Origin of the sequence: Methylicorpusculum oleiharenae, from assembly GCF_009828925.2 — a bacterium.
Lineage (GTDB): Bacteria > Pseudomonadota > Gammaproteobacteria > Methylococcales > Methylomonadaceae > Methylicorpusculum > Methylicorpusculum oleiharenae.
This window is the reverse complement of the sequence record NZ_WUTY02000001.1, coordinates 2,401,992-2,418,396: the sequence shown is the minus strand read 5'-3', so window position 1 is coordinate 2,418,396 and position 16,405 is coordinate 2,401,992. Positions and strand designations below refer to the sequence as shown.

Here is a 16,405-nt window from a genome sequence, read left to right as displayed (position 1 = left end):
TCTGATTACCCGACTTAAGGGCAACAACATCCAGCGCCTTGTATGCAGCTTACGACTCAGTCAGAATCAGAAGAAGGCTGCGCGTCCAAACCTTGGCCTTGATTGATTATAGGCGTTACGAACTGCAAAAAAGGCCTCAACACCCGATCGACTTCAGCCAATTCCGCCAGAATAACATCCACTGGCTGGCCGCGATGTATAGCCAGATCCAAGGCTGCGGCTTTGCTGTAAATGACTTCCAGGCCCAGCGTTGCAGCAACGCCCTTCAGCGTATGAGACAAGCGATTGGCCTCTTCCATTTCACCTTCTTGCAGATGGTGCCTCATTAAAACGACATCGTGCCCATGCCCTTCTACAAACATTTTAAGCAGCTTGGCATACTTGGCCAGATTGCCTCTGACGACGCTTAGTCCGGCATCTAAATTGACGCCATCAAGACCCGTTAAAAGAGACTTTAACGACTGATCATCCTTATCTTTTTTATCATCGTTAAGTTTAGTTGTGCCAGTATTTTCATTCATCAACCACTTTAATAGGACTTGGTAAAGCAGATTGGGATCAACGGGTTTGCCAATAAAATCATTCATACCCGCATTTAAGCAAAGCCGTCTATCTTCGTCAAAAGCATTTGCCGTCATAGCCAAAATTGGAACATCATTATTACCAGATGCCAGACGAATTAAACGTGTTGCTTCCATACCATCCATTACCGGCATTTTCATATCCATCAAAACCAGGGCATAACGCCGCACTTCCATTTGCTGCACTGCTTTGAGACCATTATCGACAATATCTGCCTGTAAGCCAACTGCTGCCAGTAATTCGCGGGCAACCTCCTGATTAACAAGATCATCTTCTGCAACAAGAACCCGGACACCTGCATATTGACTGCGCAAAGTCTGCTCAGCCGCGTTACCCTCCTTACAAGAACAGGAGGGCAGTTGCTCAGGAATTTTCTGACTCTTGGTTTTACCTAATACAACGGAAAACCAGAAAATACTGCCTTTTCCCTGCTGACTTTCGACGCCTACGTCACCCCCCATCAACAAAGCTAAACGCTTGGTAATCGCCAATCCCAAACCCGTGCCGCCAAACTTTCGGGTAGTCGACTCATCAGCCTGGGTAAATGCTTTGAAAAGTTTTTTCTTTTGACCATCTGCCAAACCGATACCCTGATCTTTGACAGCAATACGCAGCATAATCGATTCTTCGTTTGCGTTAATAATCTGGGATGTCACTGTAATTTGTCCGGAGACGGAAAACTTGACCGCATTACTGATAAAATTAATTAGCATCTGCCGCAAACGAAGCGCATCACCGATCAAAACCGCAGGAACTGTTGGATCAGTCACCATAACCAGCCGCAGTCCCTTTTCGGCGGCTCGCTGGCTCATCATACTTAGAGCATCACCCATCAAGCGTTGCAGTGAAAACTCGCTCTGCTCAATGCTCAATTGACCAGCTTCAATTTTTGATAAATCGAGAATATCGTTGATGATAGCCAATAAATGCTGAGCCGCATCTTCAACCTTACCTAATTGGTTCCGGGAATGAGGTTCGGTACTCGCGTTTCGCAGCAAATGCGTCAATCCGAGAATAGCATTCATCGGCGTCCGTATTTCATGGCTCATATTGGCCAGAAACGTGCTTTTCGCCCGATTTGCTTCTTCAGCCTGCCTTTTGGCCTCAACCAACTCAACGGTTCGAGTTTGCACCAGCTCCTCCAAATGATCCCGGTAGTTATTCAGTTCCTGCTCGGCTATTTTCCTGGAAGTTATATCCCGGCTGATACAAATTAACAGATTTTCGCCATCCCAAACGGTGCCGCTGGCGCTAACTTCAACATCGAAAATAATGCCGTCTTTACGACGATGCTGTGTTTCAAAAATAGTCTGGGTCTGCAACAGATTGGAAAAGCCATTTTCAATTTGATCTTGTGAAAAACACGTATCGAAATCCCAGGTATAAAGACCGATTACCTCTTCGACCGTATACCCCAACATGTCGGCAAAACGCTGATTTGCCTCACGCACCCGATGTTGCTGATCGATGATGACGATGCCGTCCCTGGAATTATCGATCAGTGCCTGACGGCGCTCCATCTCATACGCCAATGATTTTTCAAGCTCTTTGTGCTGAGTGATATCCGTCCAGATCGCAACAATAAAGTAACAATTCTGCAGTTTAATCATCTGCTTGCTAATATTCATGTTTCGCAGGCGACCGTCTGCATGCAGCAAAACAGTTTCAAAATTATCATTACCTGTTTCAAGAATGGTCGAACTGCTATACCTGGCTGAAGCGGGCACAAGATCCTTAATACCTAAAAGCTTGAAATCTTCCCGGGTATACCCTAAGCACCAGCAAGCTGCCGAATTGAACTCGACAAAGTGACCCATAACCGGATCCATCAACACAATACCTACCGACGCCTGTGTGACGATGGAACGGAAAATTTCGTTGCGCTCCCGAAGCAGTCTAGCCGTTTGCCGCCTGTCTATAACACTTGCCAAACGGTCAGCTACGCTATCAATCAAAGTGCGTTCTTCACGTAAAAACAGGGAATCCACTTTAAACGGCGGCTCTTCTGTATAAATAACAGTGACACTTCCTTTGTGTTCCTGCTTGAATTTGATAGCCGCTGTCTGGGCATAGGGGCTGTCCTTGTATAAAGGACTGGTGTAAAACATTCCACACCAGTCAATACAGGCACCGGCAATATCGCTATACCGCCAACCCTCAGGCAACAGTTCAACCACTTCTTGAAGCATCACATCCAAATCCTGCTCCACATTTTCAGTAATGCTGTACACATTATGCAAACATTTCTGCTCCTTGATACGTTCGTTAAGCGCCAACTGCATTTCCAGTCTATCAGTAATATCCCGTGCAACACCAACTACGCCTATCAGCTGGTTTGTACTATCGTACATCGGCGTTTTAATGGTTTCAAAATACCCCCTGTAACCGCCATCGGCAAAAGTCAACCATTCTTCATTAACAAGGGACTGATTGGCTTCAATCGCTTTAAGATCATTTTTTCTGAAAAAATCAGCCTCTTCCTGACTAAAAAAATGATAATCTGATTTTCCTATCGCCTCTTGTTCGGAAACACCCAAAAGCCCCTCAAACATGCGGTTGCAGGCCATGTAAATACCTTCGGGATCCTTTAGCCATACCAAATCAGGTATCGTTTCAATGAGGGTTCTCATCCGGACTTCACTGAGTTTTAAGGCCGCATCATTACGTTTACGTTCACTGATATCCCTGACAATAGCCTGAATAAAAACCTGCCCCTGCGTGCTAAAAGAGTTTAAGTGAATTTCTGCATCAAACTCAGCGCCTGACAGTTGTTTATGCCGCCACTCAAATAAGTTGAGTTTTCCTCCCAAGGTTTGATCGATTTTAATTTGGGCTAACCGCGCAGAATCTGAGCCGTCCGGTTGAAACTGCGGCGAAAAAACCGCCGGGGAGACACCTATCAATTCACCACGACCACAGCCAAAAAGCTGCAAGGCTTTTTCATTGCATTCTACAAACAAACCATCCTGGATTATCGCAATGGCATCGGCTGAATTTTCGAATAATGTGCGGTATCGAATTTCACTGGCATGAATCAGTGCTTCCGTTTTGGTTCGTTCGGATACGTCGTTCCAAATGGCGACCAAGTAAGGCTGCTCTCTCAGATAGATCAGAAAGTTGTTGGCGCGTATATTCATCAACGCACCACTTTTATTTCGGTGTATTGTTTCGAAAACACTGATTTCGGCTTGCACTATTTCGCTAATTTTAATCGCCACCTGAGCAGCATCCAGTTCACCCTGTATATCAGGAATACTCAGCTTGGAAAATTCCTCACGGGAGTAACCGAGCGTATGACAAGCCGCATCATTAAATTCCACAAAACGAAAGGTATCGACATCAATCAGGCAAATGCCATCGGAGGCATGAGTCACAATTGCGCTGTAAATTTCCTCACGTTCAGCCAATGCAGTTTCTAAATATTCCTGAGGGGTGACGTCCTTGTAAGAAATGATGCGGCATGGGGTGTCTTTAATAACCAGGGACTTACTGCTACGCGTTACTATTCTTCCATCCTGACAATAAAGTTTGTCGCGAATGACATCCCTGTCAAGATGAAGACTTGAACCTAAATGATCCAGATGATCCGGATCACTTAATTGACCCAAAACGTGTTGACGCAGCACCCTGTAGTCTTGTGTGTTTACCAAATTAGCCGGGATACGCCAAAGTTCGAAATAACGATGATTGGCAATCAGGACTTTATTGTCTCTAGTGATGACCAGAATGCCCTCGTCGGTTGAATCCAACGTCATCTTTAAAAGCGCTTCCGTTCGGAACAACTGGTCTTCTGTCCTTTTTTGCAGCGTAATATCGGTGAGCATCGAAAAACAGCCGGCAAACTGATCATGCTCATCCGTTATGGCCGAGGTCGTGACTTTGACCCATACGGCTTGTCCGGCTTTGTCACGCAATCGTCGCTCATATTCAGCAGGCAAGCCTTGTTTTACCTCCGTCATAATCCGTCGATGATCGTCCAGATCTTCATCCTGAATAAATCGACTGACAGTCTGTCCCATCAGCTCAGGCTCCGCCCAACCCAATAGCGCCGAGATACGCTTATTGGCAAACGTGATTTGCTCGCCTGCATCCAGTGTTAAAATGCCCTCTTTTGCCAGTTCCATAAAACGCTGATTGCGCTGCTGACTTTCGGCTAACGCCAGTTCGTTTACCTTGCGCTCGGTGATATCCATTGATGCGCACAAGCTCAGTTCCGGGCGCCCATGCTGATCACGCCTGACCACCCTTGAGCGTGTATGCAGCCAAAGCCAATCCGAATGGTTGGATTGCATTCGGTAAACCACATCAACCAACGGATTGTCAGGCTGCATCGCTTGATTAAATTGAGACCGGACATTGTTCTTATCGTCCGGATGAACGAGCGCCAGCCAATCATCAAAAGTCTTGGCCGCTTGACCTGCTTCAAGTCCTAATATTTTTAAACAGTTTTCCTGAAAACGCAGCCTTCCGCTGACATAATCAATTTCCCAAAAGGCCAGATGAGTCACCTCCACCGCTAAACGCAAACGCTGTTCAATATGCTGCCGGTTCGCCGCTAACTTGTCTTTTTGATGCTGGGCCGCCGCCAGCAAAATAGTGGTTCCAATCCGTTCCATTAAGCTGTGACGACTGATAATACCTTCCACTTCGCTTTGGTCATTAACAACCACCAAATGTCGCAACAACCTGGATTGCATAAGCTTCAAGACATCAAGAACCGCCAGATTGCTTGGCACCGTCACGACAGGCTGACTCATCATTTGGCCTACCGGGATCAAGTGTAAAGGACCTGCGCTCATTGCAGAAATGACCGCTGGAATTTCTCGCTCAGTCAAAATTCCCAGCATCTTTGCATCGCCCATGACTAAAACATAGGAACTTTGTTTCAGCAGCATCAAGGCTATTGCTTCATCTAAACCGGCGGAAGGCAGTATGCGCGGCAAATCCTTATCCATAATTCCATTAAGATCCCCCAACTGACTTACCAGCGTCAGTCCGATATGCCTGAAAAAGTCAGATTCACTGACTACTCCAGCAACCCGATCGAAGTCATCGACAACCACAAGATGGCGGATAGGACGATCAAGAAACAGTGTTAAAGCCGTTTCAATAGAGCTTTTTGTCTTAATCGTTAGAACAGGCGAGGTCATGACCTCGTTAATCGGTGTGAGAAGTGAACGATCAGCATGGGCCAGTTTCAACAAATCCCGCTCAGTTAAAATTCCCAGCGGTTTGCCGTTATTCGTTATGACAATCGAGGAAACTTGATCATCAGCCATTTGCCTGGCCGCTTCACCCAGCAAACAATCCGAAGACACGAGGTATACCTCACCGTTCATGATGTCGGCTATGGTCAGATCATAAACTGATTTCAAGTGTTAACTCCTTAAAAACGAATGTCACAGGGGGCATTAAACTCCTACTGATTGGAAAGCTTCATTACTGAAATTTTCCCGAAAAACTGACTGATTAGCCCAGCAAAAGCATCAGATACAAGTATTTTTAAATTATGTAATAGATATAGGTGATTAGAAATAAATCTGCTGAGAACTTTTACTGCAACACATATATTTAGATAAATAAGAACAGAATCGGGAGCTCATAAATCAAGTTCATTCATTTTAATACCCTTATGCCGCCATTATAGTGATTAGGCCAGCCAGACAGCGTTTTGAAATTGATCTGATTAGGCGTTAAGAAAAATACGGAGGCTTATTCAGTTCTTGGATTTACTTAAGATCATTTCAAGCTAGTTTAATCTCAGTTTTAGGTTACAATATGGGGTTTTTCGATTCTGGACGCGTTTTGCAGGGGATAGCTCTCGCAGGTGAATGCTTAAACACAGTCACTCGAGCCGTAAAGTAGTGCTGATGATTTTCATTTTGGATTTTAGCAGTGCAGCCCCATTCCCACTGCAGAAACCGGTGATTAAAAGTGTTTCCCTAAGAAACCCGGGCATGTCCTGATGAAAAGTTTTTTATGCCTTAAGCCTTAACTTTTAGAGTACAAACATGACAGATCTATCGCTATACAGAAACATCGGCATATTCGCGCACGTGGATGCCGGGAAAACAACTACGACAGAGCGGATTCTCAAACTCACCGGAAAAATCCACAAAATTGGTGAAGTGCATGACGGCGCGGCAACCACCGATTTCATGGAACAAGAACAAGAACGCGGCATTACCATTCAATCTGCGGCGACGACCTGTTTCTGGAAAGATTACCGCTTTAACATTATCGACACTCCCGGGCACGTTGACTTTACTATTGAAGTTTACCGCTCGCTGAAAGTCCTTGATGGCGGCATCGGTGTTTTCTGTGGCTCCGGGGGCGTAGAACCGCAATCCGAAACCAACTGGCGCTATGCAAATGACTCAAAAGTTTCTCGTGTCATCTACGTCAACAAACTGGATAGAACCGGCGCAGATTTCTATCGCGTGGTTAAGCAAGTTGAAGATGTTTTGGGTGCCGTTCCTGTTGTAATGACGCTGCCTATCGGCACAGAAGATGAGTTTGTCGGTGTTGTCGATTTATTGACGGAAAAAGCCTGGATTTGGGATAACTCAGGCGACCCAATGAATTATGAAATCACAGACGTTCCTGCCAACATGCTGGAAGACGTTAAAAAATGGCGCGCTGAATTGATCGAAAAAGTTGTCGATCAAGATGACGATGTCATGGAAAAATACCTTGAAGGCGAAGAACCCGATATCGAAACACTGAAGCGTTGCATCCGCAAAGGCGCTATCAAGATGGATTTCTTCCCTACTTTTTGCGGCTCATCGTTCAAAAACAAGGGCGTGCAATTGGTTCTGGATGGCGTTATTGATTACCTGCCAAGCCCAACCGAAGTTAATCCGCAACCGGAAGTTGACCTGGAAGGCAACGAAACGGGCAATTTCGCTATCGTTGATCCAAACAGACCTTTACGGGCGCTGGCATTCAAGATTATGGACGACCGTTACGGCGCATTGACATTCTTACGCATTTATTCGGGCCGACTGGAAAAAGGCACAAACGTTCTCAACACGTTCACCGGTAAAACCGAACGTATTGGTCGTATCGTAGAAATGCATGCGGATAACCGCGCTGAAATCGATTCGGCCCAAGCGGGTGACATTGTTGCTGTACTGGGCATGAAAAACGTACAAACCGGCCACACCTTGTGTGACCCGAAAGAGCCTGCGACGTTAGAGCCAATGGTTTTCCCTGACCCGGTTATCTCGATCGCAGTTGCTCCAAAAGATAAAAGCGCATCAGAAAAAATGGGTGTTGCACTGGGCAAAATGATCCAGGAAGATCCTTCATTCCGCGTTGAAACCGATATTGACAGCGGCGAAACCATTCTTAAAGGGATGGGCGAACTGCATTTGGATATTAAAGTTGATATTCTACGCAGAACCCATGGCGTTGACGTTATCGTCGGCAAACCCCAGGTGGCTTATCGCGAAACGATCACTCGCCGGGTTGAAGACAGTTACACACATAAAAAGCAAACCGGTGGTTCAGGCCAATACGCGAAGATCGATTACGTAATTGAGCCAGGCGAACCGGGCAGCGGCTTTGTTTTTGAATCAGCGGTTACCGGTGGTAACGTACCTAAAGAATACTGGCCTGCCGTTGACAAAGGCTTCAAAAACAGTCTGGATAAAGGTGTTTTGGCAGGATTCCCCTGTTTAGACTTCAAAGTTATCCTCACTGACGGTGGTTTCCATGCGGTTGACTCCTCGGCGATTGCTTTTGAAATTGCTGCCCGCGCCGCTTATCGCCAAACAGTTCCTAAAGCCGGTCCACAACTGATTGAACCGATCATGAAAATTGATGTATTTACTCCTGAAGATCACGTAGGTGATGTCATCGGTGACCTTAACCGCCGCCGCGGCATGATTAAGTCACAAGAAGCGGGCGTCACTGGCGTCCGGATCAAAGCCGAAGCTCCGCTGAGCGAAATGTTCGGCTATATCGGTGATTTGCGGACTATGACTTCAGGTCGCGGTCAGTTCTCCATGGAATTTTCTCATTACTTACCTTGTCCGAAAAACGTATCGGACGAGGTCATTAAAGAAACACTGGAACGCAACGCTAAAAAGTAAGCATCGCGAAATTAATTAGTGATTCAAAGCCCCTGGTAAACACGTTTGCCAGGGGCTTTTTTTTGCATATTTTTGACTATTCACCGTTATCTTTTGACGGGTCACTACCCCTGCTGACACCACTATCACTCTTTTTCTCCACATTATTTGGATTCAACCAATACGCCATCAATCGATGGTTTTTTTGATCTTTAGCTTAATTATCAGTATGCTCGAAGTGTGCAATAAACTGAGGATTGACTTATGACCAAATCGACTTACCGGGAACGGTTACTTGCTCTGTCCAATCAGTTAATCAAAATCCAAAAACCGATTCAAATTTTGGATTCGATCAAGTGGCCACGCGAGATAAGAACTGAATTTTTTGACCACAAATTTCGGAGACTGCCCGCTGTTGACGCAGCGTTTTATCAGAAACAGAAACCCAATTACGATGTCTCTGCGGTTTTTGAAGCGCTGAATGAGCTTCGCCTGACTATCGCACGCGAATTGGGAAAAACCGATCCCTTAGGCCTGATATTGCAGGACACAACAACACAATACATGCGGGTTATCAGCTTACTCCGTACGCGCGGCACCCCCGATTTCTTAATGCACAGTCAATCACTCTACGGTTCGGCCAAAGACCATCTGTGCGGCGACAATAAAAGCCTGTTAGAACTCGGCGAAAGTTTATGCGGCATTTTTTCATTACCGGGCGCCAAACATCTGAATCGCTCCTATCCCAAGGTATTTTCAGCGGATGACGCCGTACAACGCTTATCTTATCGCTTGTCGAATCATTTTGGTGACGGTGCTCTAAGCGTGGTTCTGGACGATGGTATTGTTTCGGATGCCTCAGCCGGAGGAGATAAAATAAAAATCAATAAAAATGCCAGCTTTTCGGAACTTGACCTGCAAGTCCTGGAAGTTCACGAAGGCTGGGTGCATGTCGGAACCACCTTAAACGGACGCAACCAGCCCTGGGCTACCTGGCTTAGCGTAGGCTCACCCCGCATTACCGCGACACAGGAAGGGTTAGCCGTTCTAATCGAGACATTAACCTTCAGTTCCTTTCCGAACCGGGCAAAGCGCGTAAGTGACAGAGTCATTGCCATTGACATGGCCGAACAAGGTGCGGATTTTCTGGAGGTTTTTCATTATTTCTGTGACTCCGGCATCAGCCCAAGCGACAGCTATACGATTGCGCAGCGGGTCTTTAGAGGCGGCATGGTTGAAGGCGGGGCTTGTTTTACGAAGGACTTATCCTATGTAAGAGGCTTTATTGAACTGGTTAACTTCATCAGAACCGCGACACTGGAAGGCGTGCCTGAAATCTTACCCATGCTCTTCGTGGGCAAAGTGACACTGGACGACATTCCCGTAATTTATGAACACTATCTTGATGGTTTAATCAGCCCGCCTGAACATCTGCCGCCTATGTTCAGAGACTTGAATGGTCTTTATGTGTGGTTCGGCTTTTCATCCGGTATTGCTCAAATCAATATCAATAATGTACAAGAGCATTTCAGCGAAATGTTCCGCCATATTGCCCGGTTGCCTCCTGCCCCTAGCCCCGATTGCGAGCTGAGTTAATTCATACTGATTGAAAAGGCTTCAGCAACAGAAATGTTTTAGAGAGCTACAGGGACGTTTTTTCATGCGCCCTTTGAAATCAAGTACCTACACCCAATAAAATGAGAGGTGATGAGCAGATACGTTAATTCATTTCAAAAACTCACTGTATAATGAAACGGTTGATTTTTATTGAATATCAAGCCCATTTCATTACAAATACCTTCACTTTTTTTCTTCAGGAGCATTTATGCAAAACAGGCAGTTTTATGCGTTAGGTTTACTCATTTTTACATTAAGTTTGTTTTCGAAACTGTCATTGGCTGCTGATGATTTAGTGGCTGCCCAAGATGTCATTAAAAAAAGCGCTACTCAAATTCAGGAGAACCTGAAACTTCCCGTTTACCAGAATGATTTCAATCAAGCTGCAAACTTTATTGACGGTGTAGTCTCGCAATTTGTCGATATGCCGAGAGTCTCTTTACTGGTGTTGGGAAACAATATTCGCAAAGCGTCTACTGATCAAAGACAACAATTTATGAACGAATTCAAGACACTGCTTGTCAGGACCTATACCCAGGCATTTCTGGAATATAAAGAATGGCAGATCTCTTTTATGCCTAATAACGATTCGAAGGACGACGGCAGAACCATAGTCAGAGCCCAAGTCATTCAACCCGGCAAACAACCTGTTAATATCAGCTACCGGATGATATTAAACAAAAAAGGTGAGTGGAAAGTTTACGACATTATGATTGAGGGCATTAGTCTTATCACCAATTACAGGACTACATTTAATCAGGAAATCGCCCAAACCGGCTCTATCGACGGTGTCATTCAAAGTCTGGTAGACAAAAACAGCAGATCCCGCCTGAATTAATAAGCCTTGACATCAGAGCCCTCGAATCAGACTGGTTAAGTCACTTGACCTAGAGTTTTTTTGCGGGGGTTATTCGGTTAAGCGCATCGTCTTATTCGACTTTACCGAGTTTAAATTTAAAGATGTTTAAAAACACCACTACCTAAGACGAAGGAGCTGAAAAGTTTAAAACTAAAGCTTCGGGTATCTGCTCATCCCCTTCTATTTTATCGGGTGTAAGTGGTTGATTGAAAAGGCTTCTGCAACAGGGATGTTGCAGAGAGCTACAATGACGTATTTACGCGTCCTTTGAAATCAAGCACCTACACCCTTAATTCAAAGCGGGCGAGTAGTTACAGCTTCAGATCAATTTTACCTTTATAACTGAAAGGCAGTTTCATGAATTGATTGGCTAGTTGAATTTCGCCATTCAATTCGTAATTCAATTTTTCATGCCTGGCCTTTTTGAGCAGAGACAGTAATACACTGAGGTTAGAACTGATGGGCAAAGATATGACGTGTTCGCCAAATTTAGGGATGGTGATTTCTTGATCGGAAATGCCATGGGCAAATTTTCGTCCTTCCACGTCAAGGAAATACTGCATGCCTTTTATGGACAAAGCGGCTTCATTGGGGTTTTGAACACGTAATTTAAGTTTGAAACGCTGCTCAAACAAACCTAAAGCAATTGGCGAAATACCGGCGAGGGAAACATGAGGCGTTTTAAATTCACCGGCAAAATAAGAACAAGCTGAGAGCCAAAAAGTAAAAAAGATAATTCCAATCAATTTTATTTTCTTCACATTCCTCTCATAAAAGGGCTGATTTTAGGATCTTAAATCCGGTAGCTTTATTGAATTTAATCGTCGGCACTGTCAAGAAGCTTTACTTTTAATAGATGGATGCGCCGGCTGTCAGCCTTTAGCACTTCAAATCGAAACCGGTCTTCGACGACTTTCTCGCCTTTCTTGGGCAAATGACCCAGTCGTGTAACAATAAAACCACCGACGGTGTCGTATTCATCTGTCGCGAAATCAGTGGAAAAATATTCGTCAAAATCCTCAATCGGAGTCAGCGCCTTTACCGTATATTCGGCATCGCTGCGCCTAAAAATATAATCTTCTTCATCGTCTTCCAGATCGTGTTCGTCTTCAATTTCGCCCACAATCTGTTCCAGAACATCCTCTATCGTAACTAAACCTGCAGCCGCACCATATTCATCGACCACAATAGCCATATGATTACGGTTAGCCCTAAACTCCTTGAGCAAAATGTTCAATCGCTTGCTTTCCGGAACTACGCTGACCGGACGCATGATTTCTTCAATCCTGATGGTCAGGTCTGACAAAATGTGGGACAACAAATCCTTTGCCAACAAGACGCCAACCACTTTACTGCGGTCATCTTCTATAACCGGAAAACGAGAATGCCCATGTTCCAGCACTAAAGGCAGTATGGATTTAAGTTCGGCATCATGAGGAACAACCACCATTTGTACACGCGGGATCATGATATCCCGGACGCGCATTTCAGAAACCTCCATGACGCCTTCAATCATCGCAAACGCGTCACTGTCGATCAGATGGTTATCTTTCGCTTCCCTGAGAATATCCATCAAATCTTCTTGATCCTGGGGATCACCGCTAAGCATTTGTCCGATTTTACTTAACCAGCTTTTTTGTGTGCCGCCGTTACTACTGTGAGGAGATTCCTCGCTCATGATTCGCATACCTCGTTATACGGGTTTTGGATATTTAATCGGGCTAAAATAGCAATTTCATGGGACTCCATTTCTTCGGCCTCAATATCGTCAATATGATCAAAGCCTAACAAATGAAGTACACCGTGTACAATGATATGAGCCCAATGGTCGTTTAGCAATTTGTTTTGTTCAACCGCTTCTTCCGCCAAAACCGGTGCACATACGACCAAATCACCCAAGAGGTTAACATCCATAGAAACGCCCTCCGGCACTTCAAAAGGAAAACTTAAGACATTGGTGGGGCCGCTTTTATCGCGGTATTGCTCGTTGAGCTCGGCGCTCTCTTCTATATCGACAATGCGCACAACCAGTTCCGCATCGTGAGCATAGCCCTCCAACGCTTCATCAACCCACTGGTGAATCAGCTCTTCGCCCGGTAAACCAGCCGTGTCAACCATCCATTGAATTTCAATATGATTCATTAAGACGACTTGTTATTTTTTTCATAAGCCTCATAGGCGAGCACTATTCGCTGAACCAGAGGATGCCTGACCACGTCCTTGGCAGCAAAAAAAGTAAAGCTGATGCCCTCCACATCTTTGAGCACCTGAAGCACATGACGTAATCCGGACATTTTCTCGGAAGGTAGATCGATTTGCGTGACATCACCCGTAACAACGGCTGTAGAACCGAAGCCAACCCGGGTCAGGAACATTTTGATCTGCTCGACCGTGGTATTTTGCGCTTCATCAAGGATGATAAATGAATCGTTAAGTGTTCTGCCCCGCATAAAAGCCAACGGAGCCACTTCAATAACGTCACGTTCAATCAATTTTTCGACACGTTCATAGCCCAGCATTTCGTATAGCGCATCATACAGAGGCCGGAGGTAAGGATCGACTTTTTGAGCCATATCGCCGGGTAAAAAACCCAGCTTTTCACCCGCCTCTACTGCTGGACGCACCAGAATAATACGCCTGACTTTTTCAGCTTGTAAGGCATCCACTGCACAGGCGACCGCCAAATAAGTTTTCCCGGTTCCCGCAGGCCCCACCCCAAAATTGATGTCGTTGGACATAATTTTTTTTAGGTAATTTTGCTGATTGGTGCCGCGTCCTTTAACGATTCCGCGTTTGGTTTTAATCATCACATGATTATTTACCTCGGCCTCGCCATGGCCCGCATTAACGGCGTCATCAATGCTGGATTCCTGCATTGCCAGATGAACCTGTTCCGGGGTCAGGAGTTCCTGACCGGTGGATTCAAACAATTTGTGCATCACTGCACAGGCGGCTTTGACTGACTGGTCACCGCCCGTTACTTTGAAGTGATTGCCGCGATTGGCTATTTCGACTTTAAGCCGCGTTTCGATTTGCCTCAGGTGACTATCAAATTGACCGCAAAGATTGGAGAGTCTGCCGTTATCCGACGGCAACAGGGTGATTTCCTCAGAATACATCTAATATTTCAGCTTGATTTTTTATCTTATCGACTGAAGATTCAACCAGTCGGCCTCTGAGTGAATTGGGCAATGCCTCAGTAACCAATACGTCGACAAATTGTCCTGTCAAACGCGAATGCCCAATAAAATTAACAACGCGGTTATTTTCTGTTCTGCCTTGCATTTGTAATAAGTTCTTTTTTGATTGGCCCTCAACCAAAATGGTTTGAGTGGTTCCAATCATGCTTGTTGAAATATGGGCAGCCATATCGTTAATCAAGTCTTGCAATCGCTTCAATCTCAGCTTTTTGACTTCAGCAGGCACATCATCCGGCAAATCGGCGGCCGGCGTACCCGGTCTTTGACTGTAAATAAAACTGTAGGACAGATCAAAACCGACTTCCCTTATCAGGCGCAGAGTATCTTCGAATTGTTCATCTGTCTCACCCGGAAACCCGATAATAAAATCAGAAGACAAGGTCAAATTGGGACGAACTTTACGCAATTTACGGATAGTTTCGATGTAATCAGCGCGAACATGGCCACGCTTCATTGCCTTAAGAATGGCGTCACTGCCGCTTTGCACCGGTAAATGTAAATGATTGACCAGTTTTGGAATTTCTGCAAAGGCATCAATCAAGCTATCGGTAAACTCAACAGGATTAGAGGTTGTAAAGCGAATCCGTTCAATGCCGTCTATAGCCGCCACATGATGCAGCAACAAGGCAAAATCGGCGATATCGCCGTCTGCCATCAAGCCGCGATAAGCATTGACATTCTGACCTAACAAACAGACTTCCCTAACGCCTTGGTTTGCCAAGGCCGAAATTTCGGCAATCACATCATTCAGCGGACGGCTGATTTCCTCTCCGCGCGTATAAGGCACCACACAGAACGTACAATATTTACTGCAGCCTTCCATCACTGATACAAACGCTTTCGGGCCCTCCGCTCTGGGTTCGGGCAAAGCGTCAAATTTCTCAATTTCGGGAAAACTGATATCGATAACACGGCGTTTTTTGCTGCGCGCTTCATCCAGCAATTGCGGCAACCGGTGCAAGGTTTGCGGACCGAAGACGATGTCGACAAAGGGCGCTCGCTGCTGAATTGCCGAACCTTCCTGACTGGCCACACAACCACCGACGCCAATGATGACATCAGGACGCAGTTCCTTGAACGGCCGCCAGACACCCAGCGCCGAAAAGACTTTTTCCTGCGCTTTTTCGCGTACCGAGCAGGTATTCAATAATAAAACATCAGCCTCATGCGGTTTATCGGTCAACTCCAGTCCATGCGAGGCTTTGAGCACATCCCGCATCTTGTCGGAATCGTACTCGTTCATCTGACAGCCGTTAGTCTGAATATAAAGTTTTTGGGTCATACAACACTGCAAATAAAGTTACACATCAAACACTGAACAACCCTTCCATCGTCATCCGGTGTTTATACAAAACAAGCAAAAAAGCCCGGTTTTTTTAAACGCGGGCTTAAACTTTGGAATTAATTATACCCTGAAATAATGATATTCAAACAAATCAGTATGATCTGCCCGTTGATCAGAAAATACGCTCAACTCATTAAACTACAGGCATTTGGCTAAAAAGGATTAAGAAAGCAATCTCAAGCCGACGGAACTTGCGCCTTCGATTTAAAGGGGTTTGACGATGGCCACCACCCCAAATTTGGGATGATCGAAATAGTGTTGTTCGTTGAATTTAATCCGGCGCACTTCATTCAGCCGATAGAATTGATTGGATAACGGCTGATATTCAAGATCAAGCATCAGCTCAAGATATTCGCCTCGTTGAATGCGCATAAACCCGTTAACCTCGCCCCTCACATCCCGGATACGCACCGCTTCCCCAGTTGCATTGGCACTGAGAGTTTGTTGCCAGGCAGCATGCACCAAGACATTATAGGAAAGCTGCGCTGCCAATTTATCGTAAACCGGCTTAAGCATTTTTGCATTTTCGGCAACACTACCCAAAACATCAAAATCCAGTACGGCATCAGGCCATTCAATCCTGGTTTGAGTCTGATCAAACAATTCGGTGCTGGGCATGTCTTGAGAGAACACAACCAGTTCGATTTGAAAGCTGTCATCGGCGCAAACCTGAAAAACACATAAAAATAATCCGAAAACAACACTCAACCGTATTAACTGTAACATC

At 45.4% G+C, this 16,405-nt stretch carries 10 protein-coding genes; 3 read left to right on the top strand and 7 right to left on the bottom strand.

Going from position 1 to position 16,405, the window contains the following annotated elements; translation table 11 throughout:
• Positions 1 to 56: 56 nt before the first annotated feature.
• A complete protein-coding gene (locus GO003_RS11040; RefSeq protein ID WP_159658676.1) occupies positions 57 to 5,957 on the bottom strand; it encodes a PAS domain S-box protein in 5,901 nt (1,966 codons plus the stop codon).
• 636 nt (positions 5,958 to 6,593) lie between these two features.
• Between GO003_RS11040 and fusA the strand changes: the two genes are divergently transcribed.
• The 3 genes from fusA (at position 6,594) to GO003_RS11025 (ending at position 11,112) form a co-directional block, all read left to right on the top strand.
• Positions 6,594 to 8,678 (top strand): elongation factor G, encoded by a 2,085-nt coding sequence (gene fusA, locus GO003_RS11035; protein ID WP_159658677.1) that lies wholly within the window; start codon positions 6,594 to 6,596, stop codon positions 8,676 to 8,678.
• A gap of 243 nt (positions 8,679 to 8,921) precedes the next feature.
• Positions 8,922 to 10,253, top strand: a complete 1,332-nt coding sequence (locus GO003_RS11030; RefSeq protein ID WP_159658678.1) for a flavohemoglobin expression-modulating QEGLA motif protein — start codon at positions 8,922 to 8,924, stop codon at positions 10,251 to 10,253.
• Between the two features lie 229 nt (positions 10,254 to 10,482).
• A complete protein-coding gene (locus tag GO003_RS11025) occupies positions 10,483 to 11,112 on the top strand; it encodes an MlaC/ttg2D family ABC transporter substrate-binding protein (RefSeq protein ID WP_159658679.1) in 630 nt (209 codons plus the stop codon).
• Between the two features lie 332 nt (positions 11,113 to 11,444).
• Here GO003_RS11025 and GO003_RS11020 read toward each other — a convergent pair whose 3' ends face one another.
• The 6 genes from GO003_RS11020 to GO003_RS10995 form a co-directional block, all read right to left on the bottom strand.
• Positions 11,445 to 11,894 carry an LEA type 2 family protein gene (locus tag GO003_RS11020; RefSeq protein WP_159658680.1) on the bottom strand — a complete coding sequence of 150 codons (450 nt, stop codon included), beginning with the start codon at positions 11,892 to 11,894 and terminating at the stop codon, positions 11,445 to 11,447.
• A 56-nt stretch (positions 11,895 to 11,950) separates the two neighbouring features.
• The gene (locus tag GO003_RS11015; RefSeq protein ID WP_159658681.1) at positions 11,951 to 12,811 is read right to left on the bottom strand and encodes an HlyC/CorC family transporter; all 861 of its coding nucleotides are present in this window, start codon (positions 12,809 to 12,811) and stop codon (positions 11,951 to 11,953) included.
• Positions 12,808 to 13,275: an rRNA maturation RNase YbeY gene (ybeY, locus tag GO003_RS11010; RefSeq protein WP_159658682.1), complete on the bottom strand. Its 468-nt coding sequence runs from the start codon at positions 13,273 to 13,275 to the stop codon at positions 12,808 to 12,810. The genes GO003_RS11015 and ybeY overlap by 4 nt, the downstream gene beginning before the upstream one ends.
• Positions 13,275 to 14,252, bottom strand: coding sequence for a PhoH family protein (locus GO003_RS11005; RefSeq protein WP_159658683.1), 978 nt, complete (start codon positions 14,250 to 14,252; stop codon positions 13,275 to 13,277). Before GO003_RS11005 ends, ybeY begins: the two co-directional genes overlap by 1 nt.
• The gene (gene miaB / locus GO003_RS11000) at positions 14,242 to 15,615 is read right to left on the bottom strand and encodes a tRNA (N6-isopentenyl adenosine(37)-C2)-methylthiotransferase MiaB (RefSeq protein ID WP_159658684.1); all 1,374 of its coding nucleotides are present in this window, start codon (positions 15,613 to 15,615) and stop codon (positions 14,242 to 14,244) included. Before miaB ends, GO003_RS11005 begins: the two co-directional genes overlap by 11 nt.
• Before the next feature lie 267 nt (positions 15,616 to 15,882).
• On the bottom strand, positions 15,883 to 16,404 hold the full coding sequence (locus tag GO003_RS10995; protein ID WP_159658685.1) for a CsiV family protein: 522 nt from the start codon (positions 16,402 to 16,404) through the stop codon (positions 15,883 to 15,885).
• Between the last annotated feature and the right edge of the window lies 1 nt (position 16,405).

What these genes read in the sequence shown, in the direction of transcription:
- GO003_RS10995 (WP_159658685.1), bottom strand. Translation starts at nt 16,404, where the DNA reads ATGTTACAGTTAATACGGTTGAGTGTTGTTTTCGGATTATTTTTATGT.
- GO003_RS11030 (WP_159658678.1), top strand. Translation starts at nt 8,922, where the DNA reads ATGACCAAATCGACTTACCGGGAACGGTTACTTGCTCTGTCCAATCAG.
- ybeY (WP_159658682.1), bottom strand. Translation starts at nt 13,275, where the DNA reads ATGAATCATATTGAAATTCAATGGATGGTTGACACGGCTGGTTTACCG.
- GO003_RS11005 (WP_159658683.1), bottom strand. Translation starts at nt 14,252, where the DNA reads ATGTATTCTGAGGAAATCACCCTGTTGCCGTCGGATAACGGCAGACTC.
- fusA (WP_159658677.1), top strand. Translation starts at nt 6,594, where the DNA reads ATGACAGATCTATCGCTATACAGAAACATCGGCATATTCGCGCACGTG.
- GO003_RS11025 (WP_159658679.1), top strand. Translation starts at nt 10,483, where the DNA reads ATGCAAAACAGGCAGTTTTATGCGTTAGGTTTACTCATTTTTACATTA.
- miaB (WP_159658684.1), bottom strand. Translation starts at nt 15,615, where the DNA reads ATGACCCAAAAACTTTATATTCAGACTAACGGCTGTCAGATGAACGAG.
- GO003_RS11015 (WP_159658681.1), bottom strand. Translation starts at nt 12,811, where the DNA reads ATGAGCGAGGAATCTCCTCACAGTAGTAACGGCGGCACACAAAAAAGC.